The organism is Xenophilus sp. (assembly GCF_044462705.1).
GTDB lineage: Bacteria > Pseudomonadota > Gammaproteobacteria > Burkholderiales > Burkholderiaceae_C > Xenophilus > Xenophilus azovorans.
The window spans coordinates 1-15,656 of the sequence record NZ_JBIQNC010000123.1 but is presented as its reverse complement, the minus strand read 5'-3'; the positions used below and the strand labels follow the sequence as shown (position 1 = coordinate 15,656).

Genomic DNA, 15,656 nt, shown 5'->3' with positions numbered 1-15,656 from the left:
GGGAAGCGCTGGTCCACCGCGTCGAGCACGCGCTCCGGCTCGTCGGCCTCGGCGGCCGTCTCGTGCGAGAGGACTTCCTTCATGCGGCTGGTGTCCAGGTCGCCCGTCCAGCGGCCCACCACCACGGTGGCCACCGCGTTGCCGATCAGGTTGGTCAGCGCGCGCGCCTCGCTCATGAAGCGGTCGATGCCGAGGATGAGCGCGAGGCCCGCCACCGGCACGTGGCCCACCGCCGAGAGCGTGGCCGCCAGCACGATGAAGCCGCTGCCGGTGACGCCGGCCGCCCCCTTGGAGGTGAGCAGCAGCACCAGCAGCAGCGTGACCTGGTGCGTGATGTCCAGCGGCGTGTTGGTGGCCTGCGCGATGAACACGGCCGCCATCGTCAGGTAGATCGAGGTGCCGTCGAGGTTGAACGAGTAGCCGGTGGGCACCACCAGGCCGACGGTGGACTTGCGCACGCCCAGGTTCTCCAGCTTGGCCATCAGGCGCGGCAGCGCGGCCTCGGAGCTGCTGGTGCCCAGCACGATCAGCAGTTCCTCCTTGATGTACCTGACGAGCTTCCACACCGAGAAGCCGTGCACGCGCGCGACGATGCCCAGCACCACGAAGATGAACAGCAGGCAGGTGGCGTAGAAGGTGCCCATCAGCAGCGCCAGCGACTTGAGCGAGCCCACGCCGTACTTGCCGATGGTGAAGGCCATCGCGCCGAAGGCGCCGATGGGCGCGACCTTCATGATGTAGCCGACGATGACGAACAGCACGTGCGAGGTCTTCTCGATCATGTCGAACACCAGCGTGCCGCGGCCGCCGAAGCGGTGCAGCGCGAAGCCGAACATCACCGCCACCAGCAGCACCTGCAGCATCTCGCCCTTGGCGAAGGCGTCGACGATGGTGCTGGGGATGATCGCCAGCAGGAAGTCCACCGTGCCCTGCATCTTGCCGGGCGCGGTGTAGGCGGCGATGGCCTGGGTGTCGAGCGTGGCCGGGTCCACGTTCATGCCGGCGCCGGGCTTGACCAGGTTGACGATGACCAGGCCCAGGACCAGCGCCACCGTGCTGCCGATCTCGAAGTACAGCAGCGCGTAGCCGCCGGTCTTGCCGACCTTCTTCATGTCCTCCATGCCCGCGATGCCGACCACCACGGTGCAGAAGATGATCGGCGCGATGATCATCTTGATGAGCTTGATGAAGGCGTCGCCCAGCGGCTTCATGTCGGTGCCGAGCGACGGGTAGAAGTGGCCGAGCAGCACGCCCAGCACGATGGCCGTCAGCACCTGGAAGTACAGCGACCGGTAGAAGGGTTTGGAAGAGGAGGAGGGCGGGGAAATGTCGTCGTGTGCCATGGCGCAGCCGCTTGTCTCTGGAAGGAAAGGGCTGTCTCCTGGGCAAGGACGATGCCAGCGCCGCCGGCCCGCCGGACGCGCGCAAGTGCTTGATTTGCAAGGGGATGCGGCCGGCCGCCCGGGGCCGCCGCCGGCGGTGCCGGAATCCCGCCCGGCCCCGCGTCGAACCCGCCGGACGCGGATGCCCGGGAAAACCCTGGGTCAGCCCGTGGCGCGGCCCATGCCGAAGGCCTCGTGGCGCGCGGCCACCGCGTCCACGTCGTGGCTGAGCACCACCAGGTCGTGCATGGCGCCGTCGCGGTCGGCCACGTGGCGGTGCAGCAGCGCCTCGGGCCGGAAGCCCAGGTCCTCGAAGATGGCGATGGCGCCGCGCTGGGCGATGGTCATCTGCGCCACCAGCTTCTTCAGGCCCAGCTCCAGCGCCTGCGCGAAGCACTCCTGGATCAGCGCGCGCCCCAGCCCCTTGCCGCGGCCGGCCGGCGACACCAGCACGCGCAACTCGCCCACGTGGCGCGACCAGCTCAGCCGGTCGATGGCGATGGCCGTGCAGCCGACCATGGTGCCGCCGTCGCGCGCGGCGAGGCTGGCCAGGTGGCCCTTGTCCAGCGCGCGCATCCAGGCATCGATCACCTTGGGGTGGCTGATGTCGCGCGGCACGAAGAGCAGGTCGTCGGCCGGCAGCCCGGCCACGAAGGCGACCAGCGCCTCGCGGTCGCCGCTGGTCATGCGGTCGATCTCGATCGGCGTGCCGCCGCAGTCGATGCGGCGCGGGTAGGTGCGGATGTCGGTGTCGGTCATAGGGAGCGCCCCTCCAGCCAGGCGTCGAGCTTGGGCCACATGCGCTTGACGGCGTTGGGGCCGGCGGCAATGCTGACGTGGCCGCCCGGCAGGACGACCTCCTCCTTGTCGGCCGAGCCGACGCGCTGCACCAGCGGCGCCGCGCAGGCCGGCGGCACGATGTGGTCGTACTGCGCCACCACGTGCAGCAGCGGCACGGTGATGTCGCCCAGGTCGACCGGGCGCCCGCCGATGCGCAGCGTGCCTTCGTACAGCGCGTTGCGGCGCAGCAGCTCCTGGGTGGTCTGGCGGAAGTAGCCGCCGGGCAGCGGCAGCGTCTCGTTGCCCCAGCGCTCCATCATCCGGAAGCCCTTGACGAACTGGTCGTTCCAGAGGTTGTCCCACAGCCGGATCTGCCCGGCGACGCGGCTGGCCGGCCGCAGCGCCTCGAAGCCGCCGGCGACGAAGTCGGCGGGCACGATGCCGTTCTTCTCGACGAAGCGGTCCACGTCGAAGCTCTTCTCGTCCGCCATGGCGCGGAACAGCGCCATCTGCGAGAAGTCGACGGGCGTGGTGAAGCAGGCCAGGTTCCTCACCGGCCCGTCGGCGTGCAGCGACTGGTAGATCACCGACAGCATGCCGCCCGCGCAGTAGCCGATCAGGTTGATGTCCTCCTCGCCCGAGTCCTGCTGTACCCGGCGGATGCAGTCGGGGATGAAGTCCAGCGCGTAGTCGTCGATCTTCAGGTCGCGCTCGCGCGGCGAGGGCGCGTGCCAGTCGATCATGTAGACGTCGTAGCCGCGCTGCAGCAGGAACTCGATCAGGCTCTGGCCCGGCGCCAGGTCGAGGATGTAGCCCTTGTTGGTGGGCGCCATCACGATCAGCAGCGGGATGCGGTAGACCTCGTCCGTCACCGCGTGGTAGTGCACCAGCTCCAGCGTGCCGCGGCGGTGCAGCGAGGTCTTGGGCGTGCGCCCGACGGTGGGCGGCGGCGCGCCGAGCAGCTCGATGCCCTTGAGGCTGCGCTGCACCGCGCGCTCGACCTCCAGCCGCAGGCGCTCGGCCAGGGCGGGGTCGTCCTGGCGCGCGGGGGCGGTTTGGGTGGCCATGGCTCAGCGCTTCGAGGTGCGGCGCGCCGCGGTGGTCTTCCCGGCCGGGGCCCTGGCGGCGCGGCGCGCGGGCTGCGGCGCGGGTTCGGGCGCGGCGGCGGGCGCGGCCGCCGCGGTCTGCGGCCTGCGCGTGCGGGCCGGCCGGGGCACGCTCTCCTGCGCAGGCAGCAGGCGGTCGAGCTTCTCCTCGACGCGCTGCAGCGCGGCCATCACCTCCGCCAGGTCCTTGCGGCTGGGCAGCTGGGCGCGCCGCAGGTAGGCCTCGACCATCTTCTCGAACACCTGCTGCATGCCGGTGCCGACGGTGGTGGCGTGCTGCAGCGAGCGCATCAGCTCGGGCGACTTCATGCCGCCGGCGGCCAGCGCGTTGGCATCGTTCTCCAGCCGGGCCAGCGCATCGCGCCACATCTGCAGCGGGTCGGGGAACAGCGAGGACGCCATCTCGGGTCTCCTTGTCTTCTTCTGCCGCCGGCCGGCGAAGCTGCCCGGCCGCCGCGGCGCGTGGCCGCCCCTGCAATGTAGCGGCTCATCCGGGCGGCGTGGGCAGGGTCTTCAGCCGGCCTGCACCGCATGCCCGGCGATCGCGTCCACGATCGGCGCCCAGGTGGACTGCGGCAGGGCGTGGCCCATGTGCGGGATCGTCACCATGCGCGCGCCCGGCACGCTGCGCGCCACGTCGCGGCCGCATTCGATCGGCACCAGCGGATCGGCGTCGCCGTGGATCACCAGCGTGGGCGCGCGCACCGAGGCCAGGCGCTCGCGCCGGCTGCCCGAGGCGAGGATGGCCGCGAGCTGGCGCGCGTAGCCGGCCGGGTTGAGCCCGCGCGCGTAGGCGCGCTCGGCGCGCGGCGCGTCCAGCGCCTCCTCGTGCGTGTCGCTGCCGGCGCGCAGCACCTTCATCACCTGCTGGTGGCGCGCGACGTAGCCGGCGCGGTCGGTGGGGGTGGGCGTCATCAGCACCTGCAGCGCCTCCGGCCGCGGCGGCGGCAGGTCGGGCGCGCCGCTGGTGGCCATGATCGACACCAGCGTGCGCACCCGCTGCGGGTGCCGCAGCGCGATCTCCTGCGCGATGGCGCCGCCCATGGAGGCGCCCACCACGTGCGCGCCGTCGATGCCCAGCGCGTCGAGCAGGGCCACCGTGTCCTGCGCCATGTCGGCCAGCGTGTAGGGCACGCTGGCGGCGTCGATGGGCAGGCCCGCCAGCGCCTGCCCGAGCAGCCTGCCGATGTCGGGCAGGCCGGCCGCGGCGAGGTGGGTCGACTGGCCGATGTCGCGGTTGTCGAAGCGGATCACGCGAAAGCCGCGCGCGGCCAGTTGCCCGCAGAAGGCCTCGTCCCACGCGATCATCTGGGTGCCCAGGCCCATGATGAGCACCAGCGGCGGCGCCGCCGGGTCGCCGAAGCTGTCGTAGGCCAGCGTCATGCCGTTGCAGGCGGCGAAGAGGGTCGGGGGTGGATCGCGGTGCATGGTGGTGAGGGTGATGGCCTGTCTTGTTCCGGCCGTCTTGTCGCACACGAGGCGCCGCGGCCGAAAGGTTCGATCAGACCACGCGGCGGTGAGTTTGGGCCAGACCTGCGCACGTGGGGAATCTCCCCGTATCTGCGCGGGCCGGCCGTTCGTTATCCTCGCGGCCCCATGTGCGGCAGACGTCGCGGTGTCGACGTCCCGAGGGAGAAAGAACCGTGCACCGCTCGCCACCCGACTTCGAGCCGCGCGTCTATACGCCCCAGCGGATCGCCGCCGTCGTCGCCACGCTGGCGGAGGACGGCGTCGCCGCGGCCGAGGTGCTGCGCGGCAGCGGCGTCGGCGAGGCCGAGCTGCACACGCCGGCGACGCGCATCTCCTACGCCCAGGTCGTCACCGTGTTCCGCAACGCGCTGCGGCTCTCGCGGGACCCCGCGGTGGCGCTGCGCGCCGGCGCGCGCATGCACATCACCGCCTACGGCATCTGGGGCTATGCGCTGCTGAGCAGCCGCACCTGCGCCGAGATGCTGGAGTTCGCGGTCAAGTACCGCCGCGTCATCGGCCCCATGGCCGACATGCGCTACGACCACGCCGCCGATCCCTCGGTCTGCGCCTTCGAGGCGGTGCTCACGCCCGATCCGCGCGACGAGCTCCACCGCTTCGCCATCGAGTTCACCTACGCCGCGCACCAGACGCTCAGCCGCGACATCTACGGCGACGGCTTCGGCTTCTCGGCGGTGCGCGTGGCCTACCCGGAGCCGGCCCATGCGCAGGCGTGCCGCGCCTTCTTCGGCTGCCCCGTGCACTTCGGCCAGCCGTGCAACGAGTTGCAGTTCGACGCCGCGTGGAGCACGCGCCCGCCCAGCACGCACGACCCGATCACCCACGCGATGACGCGCGAGATGTGCCAGCAGTTCCTGTCCGAGCTGGCGCACGCGGGCGGCACCGCGGCCAGGGTACGGCAGGCGCTGACGCAGCAGATGCCCTGGCGCTTCCCCAGCATCGAGTCGATGGCCCGCGAGATCGACATGGAGCCGCGCACCCTGCGCCGCCGGCTGGAGATGCAGGGCACCTCGTACCGCCAGATCCTGGCGGACGTGCGGCGCGCGCTGGCCATCGAGTACCTGCGCAAGACGCGCATGACCACCGAGGAGATCGCCAGCCGGCTGGGCTACAGCGACGCGGCGAACTTCCGGCATGCCTTCGCGCGCTGGACGGGCAAGACCCCGCAGGCCTACCGCCAGCGCTGACGCGCGCGGCCCGCGCCGCCCGGCCTGAAATCACCGGGAAGCGGGCCGATCGCACCTTTTCATGTCGCGGCGCGCGCGGAAAGATGGCCGCACGCCGACGCCGCGTGCCACGGATGCAGGGCACGGCGACGACGCACACAAGCGCCGGCCGGGCCCGTCCCGCCACGGCGCGAAGGAGACGACATGAAGGCACCGGGCCCCAGGCACCGGGACGCCCGGGCGCGCCGGCCCGGGCCCGAGAAAACCACGCTGTCACGCACATCGCGCCCTGCGCGCGGGCGGCCCTTCGCGCGCCGGCCCGGCCAAGCATCACTTCCTGGAGACGAACGATGAACGACAAGCCCTGGCTGGCTTCCTACCCCGACGGCGTGCGCTGGGACGCCGACATCCGGCCCACGCCCGTGCAGCAGATCCTGGCCGACGCCGTCGCCGGCTTCCCCGACCGGCCGGCCATCGACTTCATGGGCCGGCGGCTGAGCTACCGCGAGCTGGGCGCGCTGGCGGACCGCGCCGCCGCGGGCCTGCAGAAGCTGGGCGTCGGCCCCGGCGTGCACGTGGGCCTGTTCCTGCCCAACACGCCGCACTACCTGATCGCCGTCTTCGGCGTGCTGCAGGCCGGCGGCACGGTGGTCAACTATTCGCCGCTCGACGCCGCCAAGGTGCTGCAGCACAAGATCGAGGACAGCCGCACCGACTTCCTCCTCACCCTGGACCTGGCCGCCCTGTACCCGCAGATGGCCGCCATGCTCGGCAGGACGCGGCTGAAGAAGCTCATCGTCGGCAGCGTGGCCGAGATGACCGGCGCGCCCGAGGCGGTGGCCGCGCAGATGAAGGCGAAGAACGAGACCGTCGAGCTGCCGGCCGACGACCGCCACCTGCGCTTCGCCGAGCTGATCGACAACGACGGCCGGTACACGCCCCACCCGGTGGGCGACCCGCGTGAGGCGCTGGCCGTCCTGCAGTACACCGGCGGCACCACCGGGCTGCCCAAGGGCGCGATGCTCACGCACGCCAACCTGTCCTCGGCCGTCGAGCAGGTGGTGATCACGCAGTTCGGCACGCCGCCGGTGCTGGCGATGGGGCAGGAGAAGCTGCTGGCCGTGCTGCCGCCCTTCCACATCTACGCGCTCACGGTGAACCTGCTGCTGGGCGTGCGCCTGGCCGCCGAGATCGTGCAGCACGTGCGCTTCGACCCCAAGGCCGCGCTGCGCGACATCGCCGAGAAGAAGCTCACCACCTTCTGCGGCGTGCCCACCATGTTCACCGCCGTCATCGGCGACCCCGACACGCCGAAGCACGACCTGCACTCGCTCAAGCTGTGCAACTCCGGCGGCGCGCCGCTGCCGGTGGAGGTGGGCGAGCGCTTCAAGGCCGTGACCGGCACCTGGCTGGCCGAAGGCTGGGGCATGACGGAGACCTCGCCCACCGGCACCTTCTCGCCGGCGCACGGCAAGCGCAAGGCCGGCTCCTGCGGCATCCCGCACCCGGGCGTGACCATCCGGATGCTCGACCTGGAGGACCCGACCCGCTACGTGCCGCTGGGCGAGAAAGGCGAGATGTGCATCCAGGGCCCGAACGTGATGAAGGGCTACTGGAACAAGCCCGAGGCCACGGCCGAGAGCACCACCTTCGACGGCCTGTTCCGCACCGGCGACGTCGCCTACATGGACGAGGACGGCTTCGTCTTCATCGTCGACCGCTGCAAGGACATGCTGCTGTGCAGCGGCTACAACGTCTACCCGCGCGTGCTGGAGGAGGCGATCTACCAGCACCCTGCCGTGCACGAGGTGGCGGTGATCGGCGTGCCCGACGCCTACCGCGGCCAGTCGCCCAAGGCCTTCGTCACGCTCAAGCCGGGCGCCGCGCCCTTCACGCTGGAGCAGTTGCAGGCCTTCCTGAAGGACCGGCTGGGCAAGCACGAGATGGTGCACGGCCTGGAGATCCGCGACGCCCTGCCGAAGACGCCGGTGGGCAAGCTGTCGAAGAAGGACCTGGTCGAGGAAGAGGCGCGCCGGCGCGAGGCCGCCTGAAGCGGCGCGGCCGCGCCTCGCCCCCTTCTTCCCTTCCCCCGTTCCCCGGCGGCGCGCCGGGGCCGTCTCTTTTCCAACCAGGGCATTCGCCATGCACCACCTCAGCGGCCTCGACGCCTCCTTCCTGCACTTCGAAACCCCCGAGACGCCGATGCACGTCGGCAGCCTGATGCTGCTGGAGCTGCCGCCCGGCTACGACGGCGACTACTACGAGGACGTGAAGGCGATGGTCGGCGCGCGCCTGCACCTGGCCTCGGTGCTGGCGCGCAAGCTGGCGCCGATGCCCTTCGAGCTGGCCGAGCCGGTGTGGATCGACGACGACGACATCGACCTGGACTACCACGTGCGCAGCCTGACGCTGCGCCGGCCGGGCTCCATGGAGCAGCTGCACCACCTCGTCGCGCGGCTGCACTCCAGCCTGCTCGACCGCAGCCGCCCGCTGTGGGAGATGTACGTCATCGAGGGCCTGGAGGACGGGCGGGTGGCCTTCTACACCAAGGCGCACCACAGCGGCGTGGACGGCAAGGCGGGCACCGAGCTGGCCAAGGTCATGTACGACATCTCGCCGAAGATCCGCGAGGTGCCGCCGCCGCGGCGGCGCGCCGGCGGCAGCGGCGGCTACCAGCTCGGCGTGGCCGAGTTGCTGCGCGCGGCGGTCTCCAACACGGCGCTGCAGTACCGCAAGCTGGCCGAGCTGCTGCCCACCGCCGCGCGCGCGCTCACCGCCGCCGGCAGCGTGCTGGCCAGCCAGCAGACGGGCCGCGGCGAGCGCCCGCTGACCCTGGGCCTGGCGCCCAAGGCCATGTTCAACGACTCCATCACCAACCAGCGTTCGTACAGCACGCTGTCGCTGCCCTTCGACGAGCTGAAGGCGCTGGGCAAGCGGGTCGGCGGCACCGTCAACACCATCGTGATGGCGATGTGCAGCGAGGCGCTGCGGCGCTTCATGAAGGAGCGCGGCCTGCTGCCCAAGGAGGCGCTGATCGCCGGCGTGCCGGTGAGCCTGCGCACCGAGGGGGACGACGCGATGAACAACCAGGTCTCGATGGTGCGGGTGGACCTGGCGACCGACATCGCCGACGCGGGCGAGCGCTTCAAGGCGATCCACGCCTCCTCCGAGGCGGCCAAGGCCGTGGTGCGCGAGCTGCGGCCGGTGCTCGGGGTGGACGTGCCGGTCACCGGATCGCCGTGGCTGATGACCAGCCTGGCCTCGCTGTACGGCCGCTCCAACCTGGCGCGCCGGCTGCCGCCGGTGGCCAACGTGCTGATCTCCAACGTGCCCGGGCCGGCCGTGCCGCTGTACGTGGCGGGCGCGCGGATGATGCACTTCTACCCGGTGTCGATCCCCTACCACGGCACGGCGCTGAACATCACGGTGCAGAGCTATGCCGGCTCGCTGGACTTCGGCCTCACCGCCTGCCGCCGCATCCTGTCGCAGGAGGAGTCGTACGAATTGATCGGCCACCTGCGCGACGCGCTGGAGCAGATCCGGCAACTGCCCGGCGTCGACGGCGCGGCCGCGCCCGCCGAGCCGTCCGCCGCGAGGAAACCGCGCACGCCGCGCGCCGCCCCCGTCGGCAAGGCCGCCGCGGCGCCGCGGCGCAAGCCGGCCACGGCCGCCCGGCGCGGCGGCCGCCCGTCCGCCTGATCCCCTTCCCGCATCTCTTCCACGGCAAAGACAGGAGACGACACCATGAACCCGGCCCAGGCGCGCAGCGGCGCGCACGCAAGCTACGACGCGCAGGACGAGGCGCTGTTCTCCAAGGTGAGCTGGCACCTGCTGCCATTGCTGGTCATCTGCTACATCGTCGCCTTCATCGACCGCATCAACATCGGCTTCGCCCAGCTCCAGATGAAGCAGACGCTGAGCTTCAGCGACGAGGCCTATGCGCTGGGCGCGGGCATCTTCTTCATCGGCTACTTCCTGTTCGAGGTGCCGAGCAACCTCATGCTCGAGAAGATCGGCGCGCGCAAGACGCTGCTGCGCATCATGTTCTGCTGGGGCATCGTGGCCTCGGCCATGATGTTCGTGCAGACGCCGACGCAGTTCTACGTGCTGCGCTTCCTGCTGGGCGCCTTCGAGGCGGGCTTCTTCCCCGGCGTCATCCTGTACCTGACCTACTGGTACCCCTCGGCGCGGCGCGGCAAGGTCATCTCCATCTTCATGACGGCCACCGCGATCGGCTACCTGATCGCCGGCCCGCTCTCGGGCGCGATCATGAAGTACATGGACGGCCTGGGCGGCCACCACGGCTGGCAGTGGCTGTTCGTGGTGCAGGGCCTGCCCGCGTCCGTGCTGGGCATCGCCGCCTTCTTCTGGCTGAAGGACCGGCCGGAGGACGCGGGCTGGCTCGCGCCGACCGAGAAGCTGCTGCTGCGCGAGCACCTGGAGAACGACGCGCACACCGTCGAGGTCGCCTCGCACGGCTCCTTCTGGGCGCTGCTGCGCGACCCGAAGGTCTTCACCATGGCGCTGGTGTACTTCCTGTTCCTGGGCGCCAACTACACGCTGGTGTTCTTCATGCCGACGCTGATCAGGAGCTGGGGCGTCGCCGACGTGTTCGTGATCGGCCTGCTGGCCGCCATCCCGGCCGTGGTGGGCGCCATCGGCATGGTGTTCGTGGGGCGCAGCTCCGACCAGCGCCTGGAGCGCCGGCGGCACTTCTTCTTCTGCGTGGCGCTGGCCGCGGCGGGGCTGCTGGTGGCCGCGCTCGCGCAGGGCAACATGGTGCTCGGCCTGGCCGGGCTGGCCGTCATGGCGATCGGCCAGTCGGCCAACACGCCGATCTTCTTCGCCGCGGTCAGCGAGTACCTGCCCCGCGCCTCGGCGGCCGGCGGCATCGCCCTGATCAGCAGCCTGGGCAACCTGGACCCGTCGGTGATGCCGCCGCTCACCGCCTGGATCAACACCAGCACCGGCAGCCCGGCCGCCAGCATGTATTTGACGATGGGCCTCTGGCTGCTGGCCGGCGTCATCCTGATGCGGGCCATCCGGCCGGCGGCGGCGCCGGCCGTGCGCCTCGTGCCGGCCTGAGGCGGATCAGCCCACCGAGGCGGCCTGCCGGGCCGCCTCCAGGTGGACGCGCGCGCGCTCGGCCAGCGCCATCTCGCCCGGGGTGCTGGGCGTGAAGGCGTCCACCGGCAGCGGGCGGCCGTGCGAGTCGACGGCGACGAAGACGATCAGGCACTCGGTCGTCTTGGTCATCTGGCCGCCCTTCATGTCGCCGCTGCGCACCTCCACCGCGATGTTCATGCTGGTGCTGCCGGTGTAGGCCAGCCGGGCCTCCACCTCCACCAGGTCGCCGATCATGATCGGCCGGTGGAAGCGGATGCTGCCGATGAACACCGTCACGCAGTAGTTGTGCGACCAGGTCGTGGCGCAGGCGTAGCCGGCCTCGTCGATCCACTTCATGACGGTGCCGCCGTGGACCTTGCCGCCGAAGTTGACGGTGCTCGGTGCGGCGAGAAAACGCAGGGTGATCGACGACATGGGCAACCTCGGCAGGCCGTGGAGAGGCGGCGATTATGCGAGCGCCGGCGCCTTTTCGGCGGCCGCCCGTCGGGGCGTGCGCGGCTTCCAGCGCAGCGCGTGCTTTTCCACACCGTGCCACGAGGCGAAGGCCAGCGCCATCGTGCCGGCGATGGCCAGCAGCAGCACCGCGCCCCAGGGCAGCCGGTCCTTGTAGAGCCAGATCATCAACTGCTGGGTGGGGAAGGCGTAGATGTACAGCCCGTAGGAAACGTCGCCGAAGCGCCCCAGGCGCCGCACCACCGGCCAGGAGGAGGTGCCCACCCACACCGCGGTGAGCGGCACCCACAGCACCAGCGCCAGCACCTGCTGGTGCGCGGCATAGGCCACCGCGCCGGCGGCCCATGCCGCGGCCAGCAGCGGCCAGGCGCCCGGCCCGGTGGTGCGCGGGCGGTGGTAGTGGCACAGCATGCCGAAGGCGAAGCACAGCATGAATTCGAGCGGCATGTCGCGCCGCACGATCCAGCCGTAGCGCCACGGCGCCGGCCACAGGTAGCCGACGGCCACCGCCACCAGCAGCACGGCCAGCAGCGGGCGCCAGCGCGGGCGCAGCAGGCCCAGGGCGCCGACCACCGCCAGCGCCACGTAGCACTTCATCTCGATCGGGATGGTCCACAGCGAGCCGTTGATCACCCGGCCCAGCACGTTGCCCTCGAAGCCGGTGGGCAGGAAGAGCTGGTTGGAAAAGCGCAGGATCTTGAAGTAGCGCCGGAACAGCGGATCGTGCACGTAGTCGCGCCAGGGCATCGAGCCGATCAGCGGCCCCAGCACGCAGGCCGTGAGCACCACCGCCACCGCCAGCGCGGGCCACACCCGCAGCAGCCGGCGCGCCATGAAGGCGTGCAGGCGCGGGTCGTTGTCCCAGCTCTGCGCCACCAGGAAGCCGCTGATCGAGAAGAACACCAGCACGGCCACGCCGCCCCAGGAGTGCACCTCGAACAGGCCGGCCTCGCCGTGGCCGGTGAGCGAGAACTGGTGCGACACCAGCACGGTGAGCGCCGCCACCATGCGTACGGCGTCGAAGTTGTTGAGGCGGTGGGCGGGCAGGGCGGGCGGCATCGGGTCGGGGCGGAGGGCGCCCCGGATTATTGACGCCGCCGCGCGGCGCTCAGGGAGACGGCGACAGGCCCGCCGCCTTCAGCACGCGGGCGTAGCGGTCGGCCTCGCTGCGCACGTAGTCGGCGAACTGGGCGGGCGGGCGGGTGTCCGGCTCTGCGCCCATGTCCTTCAGCCGGGCCGCCATCTCCGGCGACTTCATGATCGCCGCCATCTCCGAGGACAGCCGCTGCGCCGCCTCGCGGGGGATGCGGGCGGGCGCGAAGAGGGCGAACCATGCGCTCACCTCGAAGCCCGGCAGCCCGCCCTCGGCCACCGTCGGCACCTCCGGCAGGAGGGCGTTGCGCTGGCGCGAGGTGACGGCCAGCGCGCGCAGCTTGCCCTGGGCGATGTTGGGCATCGCGGTGCTCTGCAGGTCGAACATCACCGGCACGTGGCCGGCCAGCACGTCGGCCAGCGCCGGCGCGCTGCCGCGATAGGGCACGTGCAGCAGCTTGACGCCGGCGTCCGACGCGAGCATCTCGCCGGCCAGGTGGTTCGACGTGCCGGGGCCGGCCGAGGCGTAGCTGACGGAGCCGGGCTGCGTCCGGGCCGCCTGGAGCAGGTCGGCCAGCGTCCTGTACGGCGACTGCGGGTTGGCCACCAGCACGAAGGGGATGGAGGCCAGCGGCGCGATCGTCACGAAGTCCTTCACCGGGTCGTAGCCCACCTTGCTCATCGCCGGGTTGATGGCGTGCGAGCTGACCGTGCCCAGCAGCAGCGTGTAGCCGTCCGGCGCCGCCTCGGCCACGAAGCGCGTGCCGATGGCCGTGCCGGCGCCGGCCTTGTTCTCGACCACCACGGTTTGCCCGAGCCGCTCGCCCAGCTTCTGGCCGACGCTGCGCGCCAGGATGTCGGCGGTGCCGCCGGGCGGGTAGGGCACCACCAGCGTCACCGGCCGGGCGGGATAGGTCTGCGCCTGGACGGCGAGGCCGGCCGAGGCGAGTGCGAGGGCGGCCACGGGCAGCGCGAGGCGGCGGATCGGAAGAGGCAGGAACTTCATCGTCGTGGGGACTCCGCGAAAACGGGGGGACGGACATCCGAGGCTCGGCGGCCTCTGCCGCGCATGATGTGAAGCCGGCCGGCGGCTTGTCCAATACCGAGTGAGGGCCCGCGTGATTCGTCCGTCGAATCACCGATCCGGTTTGCCCTAGCGGCGGGCCGTGCGCAGCGCGATCGAGACGAAGGCCTGGATCACGGGGTTGTCGTTGCCCGGCGCGTAGGCGAGCACGAGCTCGTAGGTGCGCGGCGGCCGCCGGTCGGCGATCTCGAGCAGTACCACGTCCTCCATGTGCAGCCGGGCCATCGAGGCCGGCACCAGGGCCACGCCCAGCCCACCGGCCACCAGCGTGAGGATGGCCTGCATCTGCGAGGCCTCCTGCACCACGCGCGGCAGGAAGCCGGCCTCCTGGCAGACCGACAGCACGGCGGCGGCGAAGCCCGCGCCTTCCGCGCTCGGGAAGCCGACGAAGGACTCGGCCGCCAGCTCGCGCAGCCGCACCCGCTCGCGGCCGGCCAGCGGGTGGCTGGCCGGCACCGCCAGCGCGAAGGGCTGCGCCTTCAGCCGCACCAGCTGCAGGCCGCCGGCGTCGAAGACCGGGCCGACCACCAGCGCCAGGTCGATCTCGCCGCTGCGCAGGCCCTCCAGCTGGCGCGTCGTGGTCTCGGCGGTGAGCTGCAGGTGCACCGTCGGGTAGTCGTGGCGGAAGCGCTTGAACACGCCGGGCAGCAGGTCCAGCGCCGCGCTGGGCACGAAGGACAGGCGCAGCGTGCCCTCCTGGCCCAGGCCGGTGCGCCGCGCGCGGTCCGCGGCCATCGCCGCCAGCTGCAGCAGCCGCACCGCGTCCTTGTGGAAGGCCACGCCGGCGGGCGTGAGGCGCACGTGGTGCCTGCTGCGGTCCAGCAGGCGCGTGCCCAGCGTGCCTTCCAGGTTCTGCATCGCCACCGACAGCGGCGGCTGCGACATGTGCAGCCGCTGGGCGGCGCGGCGGAAGTTCAGCTCCTCGGCCACCACCACGTACTGGCGCAACTGGCGGAATTCGAACATCGTGGCTTCTCCTTCCCGGCGCGGCCGGGTGGCGAGATACACCCGGCGAATCACGCGGTCCGGTCGATAGTATTGGATGTATCAAGGGCGAATGCCTAGCATGGCCGGCATTCCCCACTGCACCCACGGCCAGCCGAAGGACCGCCAGCATGCAAGCTTCCCTGCTCGAAGAGATCGTCACCGTCCCCAACCCCTACCCGGTGGTCGCCTCGGTCGAATACCCCGAGGTCTGGCGCCTGTGCACCCAGGCGCGCGAACTGGCCTGGGACCCGATGGCGATCGACCACGCCGACCTGCAGGCGGCGGACCTGCCGCCCGAGGTGCGCCGCGCCGGCGCCGAGTGGTGGAGCCTGCGCGCCTGGATGGAGCACGGCGCCACGCCCTACGGCGCCGAGCGCCTGCGCGAGGCGATCTTCGACCACCAGCCCTTCGAGGTGAAGCAGCACATCACCAACTTCATCGCCGAGGAGTTCCGCCACCACGAGGCGAGCTTCCGCATCGCGCAGGCGCTGGGCGGCTACGAGCCGACGCCGCGGGCCGACTACTTCAAGGACATCATCCCGAAGTTCCATGACGAGTCCGACGAGAAAGCGATGAGCTTCTTCGCCGGCCTGTCGGTCAACACGCTGTTCGAGCAGCTCTCGGGCGAGCTGCTGCAGGCGCGCTACGAGAACGCCCGCTTCGAGTCGATCCGCGAGGCCTGCCGGCTGATCCTGCGCGACGAGGCACGCCACATCCAGTTCGGCCGCATCATCATGCGCCGCTTCTTCGACGAGCTGCCGGCCGCGGAGAAGCAGACCATCGGCGCCAAGGTGGCGAAGAAGCTGCGCGGCAGCCTGCTCAACGGCGTCTACGCGGTGGTGAACCTGCCCGCCGACGAGCGCGCGCGCTCCGGCCGCAACCGCGCGCTGGCGGCCGAGTACGGGCTGGGCGCCACCCACCCGGACGAGGAGATGGACATCATCCGGCGCGGCGTGAACCAGATCCGCGAGGACGTCGGCGTCTACGGCGT

General features: G+C 71.4%; 14 protein-coding genes. 5 read left to right on the top strand and 9 right to left on the bottom strand.

Annotated elements, in window-relative coordinates; genetic code table 11:
- The 5 genes from ACIY1X_RS17390 to ACIY1X_RS17370 form a co-directional block, all read right to left on the bottom strand.
- Positions 1-1,343, bottom strand: a 1,343-nt coding sequence (locus ACIY1X_RS17390; RefSeq protein ID WP_399682819.1) for a dicarboxylate/amino acid:cation symporter, incomplete at its 3' end; no start/stop codon positions are given.
- Between the two features lie 201 nt (positions 1,344-1,544).
- Positions 1,545-2,141 carry a GNAT family N-acetyltransferase gene (locus tag ACIY1X_RS17385; protein WP_399682816.1) on the bottom strand — a complete coding sequence of 199 codons (597 nt, stop codon included), beginning with the start codon at positions 2,139-2,141 and terminating at the stop codon, positions 1,545-1,547.
- Positions 2,138-3,229, bottom strand: coding sequence for a PHA/PHB synthase family protein (locus ACIY1X_RS17380; RefSeq protein WP_399682814.1), 1,092 nt, complete (start codon positions 3,227-3,229; stop codon positions 2,138-2,140). Before ACIY1X_RS17380 ends, ACIY1X_RS17385 begins: the two co-directional genes overlap by 4 nt.
- 3 nt (positions 3,230-3,232) lie before the next feature.
- Positions 3,233-3,670 carry a hypothetical protein gene (locus ACIY1X_RS17375; protein WP_399682812.1) on the bottom strand — a complete coding sequence of 146 codons (438 nt, stop codon included), beginning with the start codon at positions 3,668-3,670 and terminating at the stop codon, positions 3,233-3,235.
- A gap of 111 nt (positions 3,671-3,781) precedes the next feature.
- A complete protein-coding gene (locus tag ACIY1X_RS17370) occupies positions 3,782-4,744 on the bottom strand; it encodes an alpha/beta fold hydrolase (protein WP_399682810.1) in 963 nt (320 codons plus the stop codon).
- 167 nt (positions 4,745-4,911) lie between these two features.
- On the opposite strand from ACIY1X_RS17370, the gene ACIY1X_RS17365 reads away from it, so the two are divergent.
- The 4 genes from ACIY1X_RS17365 (at position 4,912) to ACIY1X_RS17350 (ending at position 11,007) form a co-directional block, all read left to right on the top strand.
- Entirely contained in the window at positions 4,912-5,943 is a 1,032-nt protein-coding gene (locus ACIY1X_RS17365; RefSeq protein ID WP_211260187.1) for an AraC family transcriptional regulator, read from the top strand.
- A 329-nt stretch (positions 5,944-6,272) separates the two neighbouring features.
- Positions 6,273-7,973: a long-chain fatty acid--CoA ligase gene (locus ACIY1X_RS17360; protein WP_399682808.1), complete on the top strand. Its 1,701-nt coding sequence runs from the start codon at positions 6,273-6,275 to the stop codon at positions 7,971-7,973.
- A 91-nt stretch (positions 7,974-8,064) separates the two neighbouring features.
- Positions 8,065-9,621 carry a wax ester/triacylglycerol synthase family O-acyltransferase gene (locus ACIY1X_RS17355; protein WP_399682805.1) on the top strand — a complete coding sequence of 519 codons (1,557 nt, stop codon included), beginning with the start codon at positions 8,065-8,067 and terminating at the stop codon, positions 9,619-9,621.
- A gap of 45 nt (positions 9,622-9,666) precedes the next feature.
- Positions 9,667-11,007 (top strand): MFS transporter, encoded by a 1,341-nt coding sequence (locus ACIY1X_RS17350; protein ID WP_399682804.1) that lies wholly within the window; start codon positions 9,667-9,669, stop codon positions 11,005-11,007.
- Between the two features lie 6 nt (positions 11,008-11,013).
- Here the strand turns inward: ACIY1X_RS17350 and ACIY1X_RS17345 are convergent, their stop codons facing one another.
- The 4 genes from ACIY1X_RS17345 to ACIY1X_RS17330 form a co-directional block, all read right to left on the bottom strand.
- Positions 11,014-11,463, bottom strand: a complete 450-nt coding sequence (locus ACIY1X_RS17345) for an acyl-CoA thioesterase (protein WP_399682801.1) — start codon at positions 11,461-11,463, stop codon at positions 11,014-11,016.
- Positions 11,464-11,496: 33 nt separating this feature from the next.
- On the bottom strand, positions 11,497-12,561 hold the full coding sequence (locus ACIY1X_RS17340; protein WP_399682800.1) for an acyltransferase family protein: 1,065 nt from the start codon (positions 12,559-12,561) through the stop codon (positions 11,497-11,499).
- 49 nt (positions 12,562-12,610) lie between these two features.
- Positions 12,611-13,600 (bottom strand): Bug family tripartite tricarboxylate transporter substrate binding protein, encoded by a 990-nt coding sequence (locus ACIY1X_RS17335; RefSeq protein WP_399682798.1) that lies wholly within the window; start codon positions 13,598-13,600, stop codon positions 12,611-12,613.
- A gap of 147 nt (positions 13,601-13,747) precedes the next feature.
- Positions 13,748-14,644, bottom strand: a complete 897-nt coding sequence (locus ACIY1X_RS17330; RefSeq protein ID WP_399682795.1) for a LysR family transcriptional regulator — start codon at positions 14,642-14,644, stop codon at positions 13,748-13,750.
- Between the two features lie 149 nt (positions 14,645-14,793).
- Here ACIY1X_RS17330 and ACIY1X_RS17325 point away from each other — a divergent pair.
- Positions 14,794-15,656 (top strand): hypothetical protein (locus ACIY1X_RS17325; RefSeq protein WP_399682793.1); only part of this gene is annotated, 863 nt, incomplete at its 3' end.

What these genes read in the sequence shown, in the direction of transcription:
- ACIY1X_RS17385 (WP_399682816.1), bottom strand. Translation starts at nt 2,141, where the DNA reads ATGACCGACACCGACATCCGCACCTACCCGCGCCGCATCGACTGCGGC.
- ACIY1X_RS17380 (WP_399682814.1), bottom strand. Translation starts at nt 3,229, where the DNA reads ATGGCCACCCAAACCGCCCCCGCGCGCCAGGACGACCCCGCCCTGGCC.
- ACIY1X_RS17375 (WP_399682812.1), bottom strand. Translation starts at nt 3,670, where the DNA reads ATGGCGTCCTCGCTGTTCCCCGACCCGCTGCAGATGTGGCGCGATGCG.
- ACIY1X_RS17360 (WP_399682808.1), top strand. Translation starts at nt 6,273, where the DNA reads ATGAACGACAAGCCCTGGCTGGCTTCCTACCCCGACGGCGTGCGCTGG.
- ACIY1X_RS17355 (WP_399682805.1), top strand. Translation starts at nt 8,065, where the DNA reads ATGCACCACCTCAGCGGCCTCGACGCCTCCTTCCTGCACTTCGAAACC.
- ACIY1X_RS17350 (WP_399682804.1), top strand. Translation starts at nt 9,667, where the DNA reads ATGAACCCGGCCCAGGCGCGCAGCGGCGCGCACGCAAGCTACGACGCG.
- ACIY1X_RS17345 (WP_399682801.1), bottom strand. Translation starts at nt 11,463, where the DNA reads ATGTCGTCGATCACCCTGCGTTTTCTCGCCGCACCGAGCACCGTCAAC.
- ACIY1X_RS17340 (WP_399682800.1), bottom strand. Translation starts at nt 12,561, where the DNA reads ATGCCGCCCGCCCTGCCCGCCCACCGCCTCAACAACTTCGACGCCGTA.
- ACIY1X_RS17335 (WP_399682798.1), bottom strand. Translation starts at nt 13,600, where the DNA reads ATGAAGTTCCTGCCTCTTCCGATCCGCCGCCTCGCGCTGCCCGTGGCC.
- ACIY1X_RS17330 (WP_399682795.1), bottom strand. Translation starts at nt 14,644, where the DNA reads ATGTTCGAATTCCGCCAGTTGCGCCAGTACGTGGTGGTGGCCGAGGAG.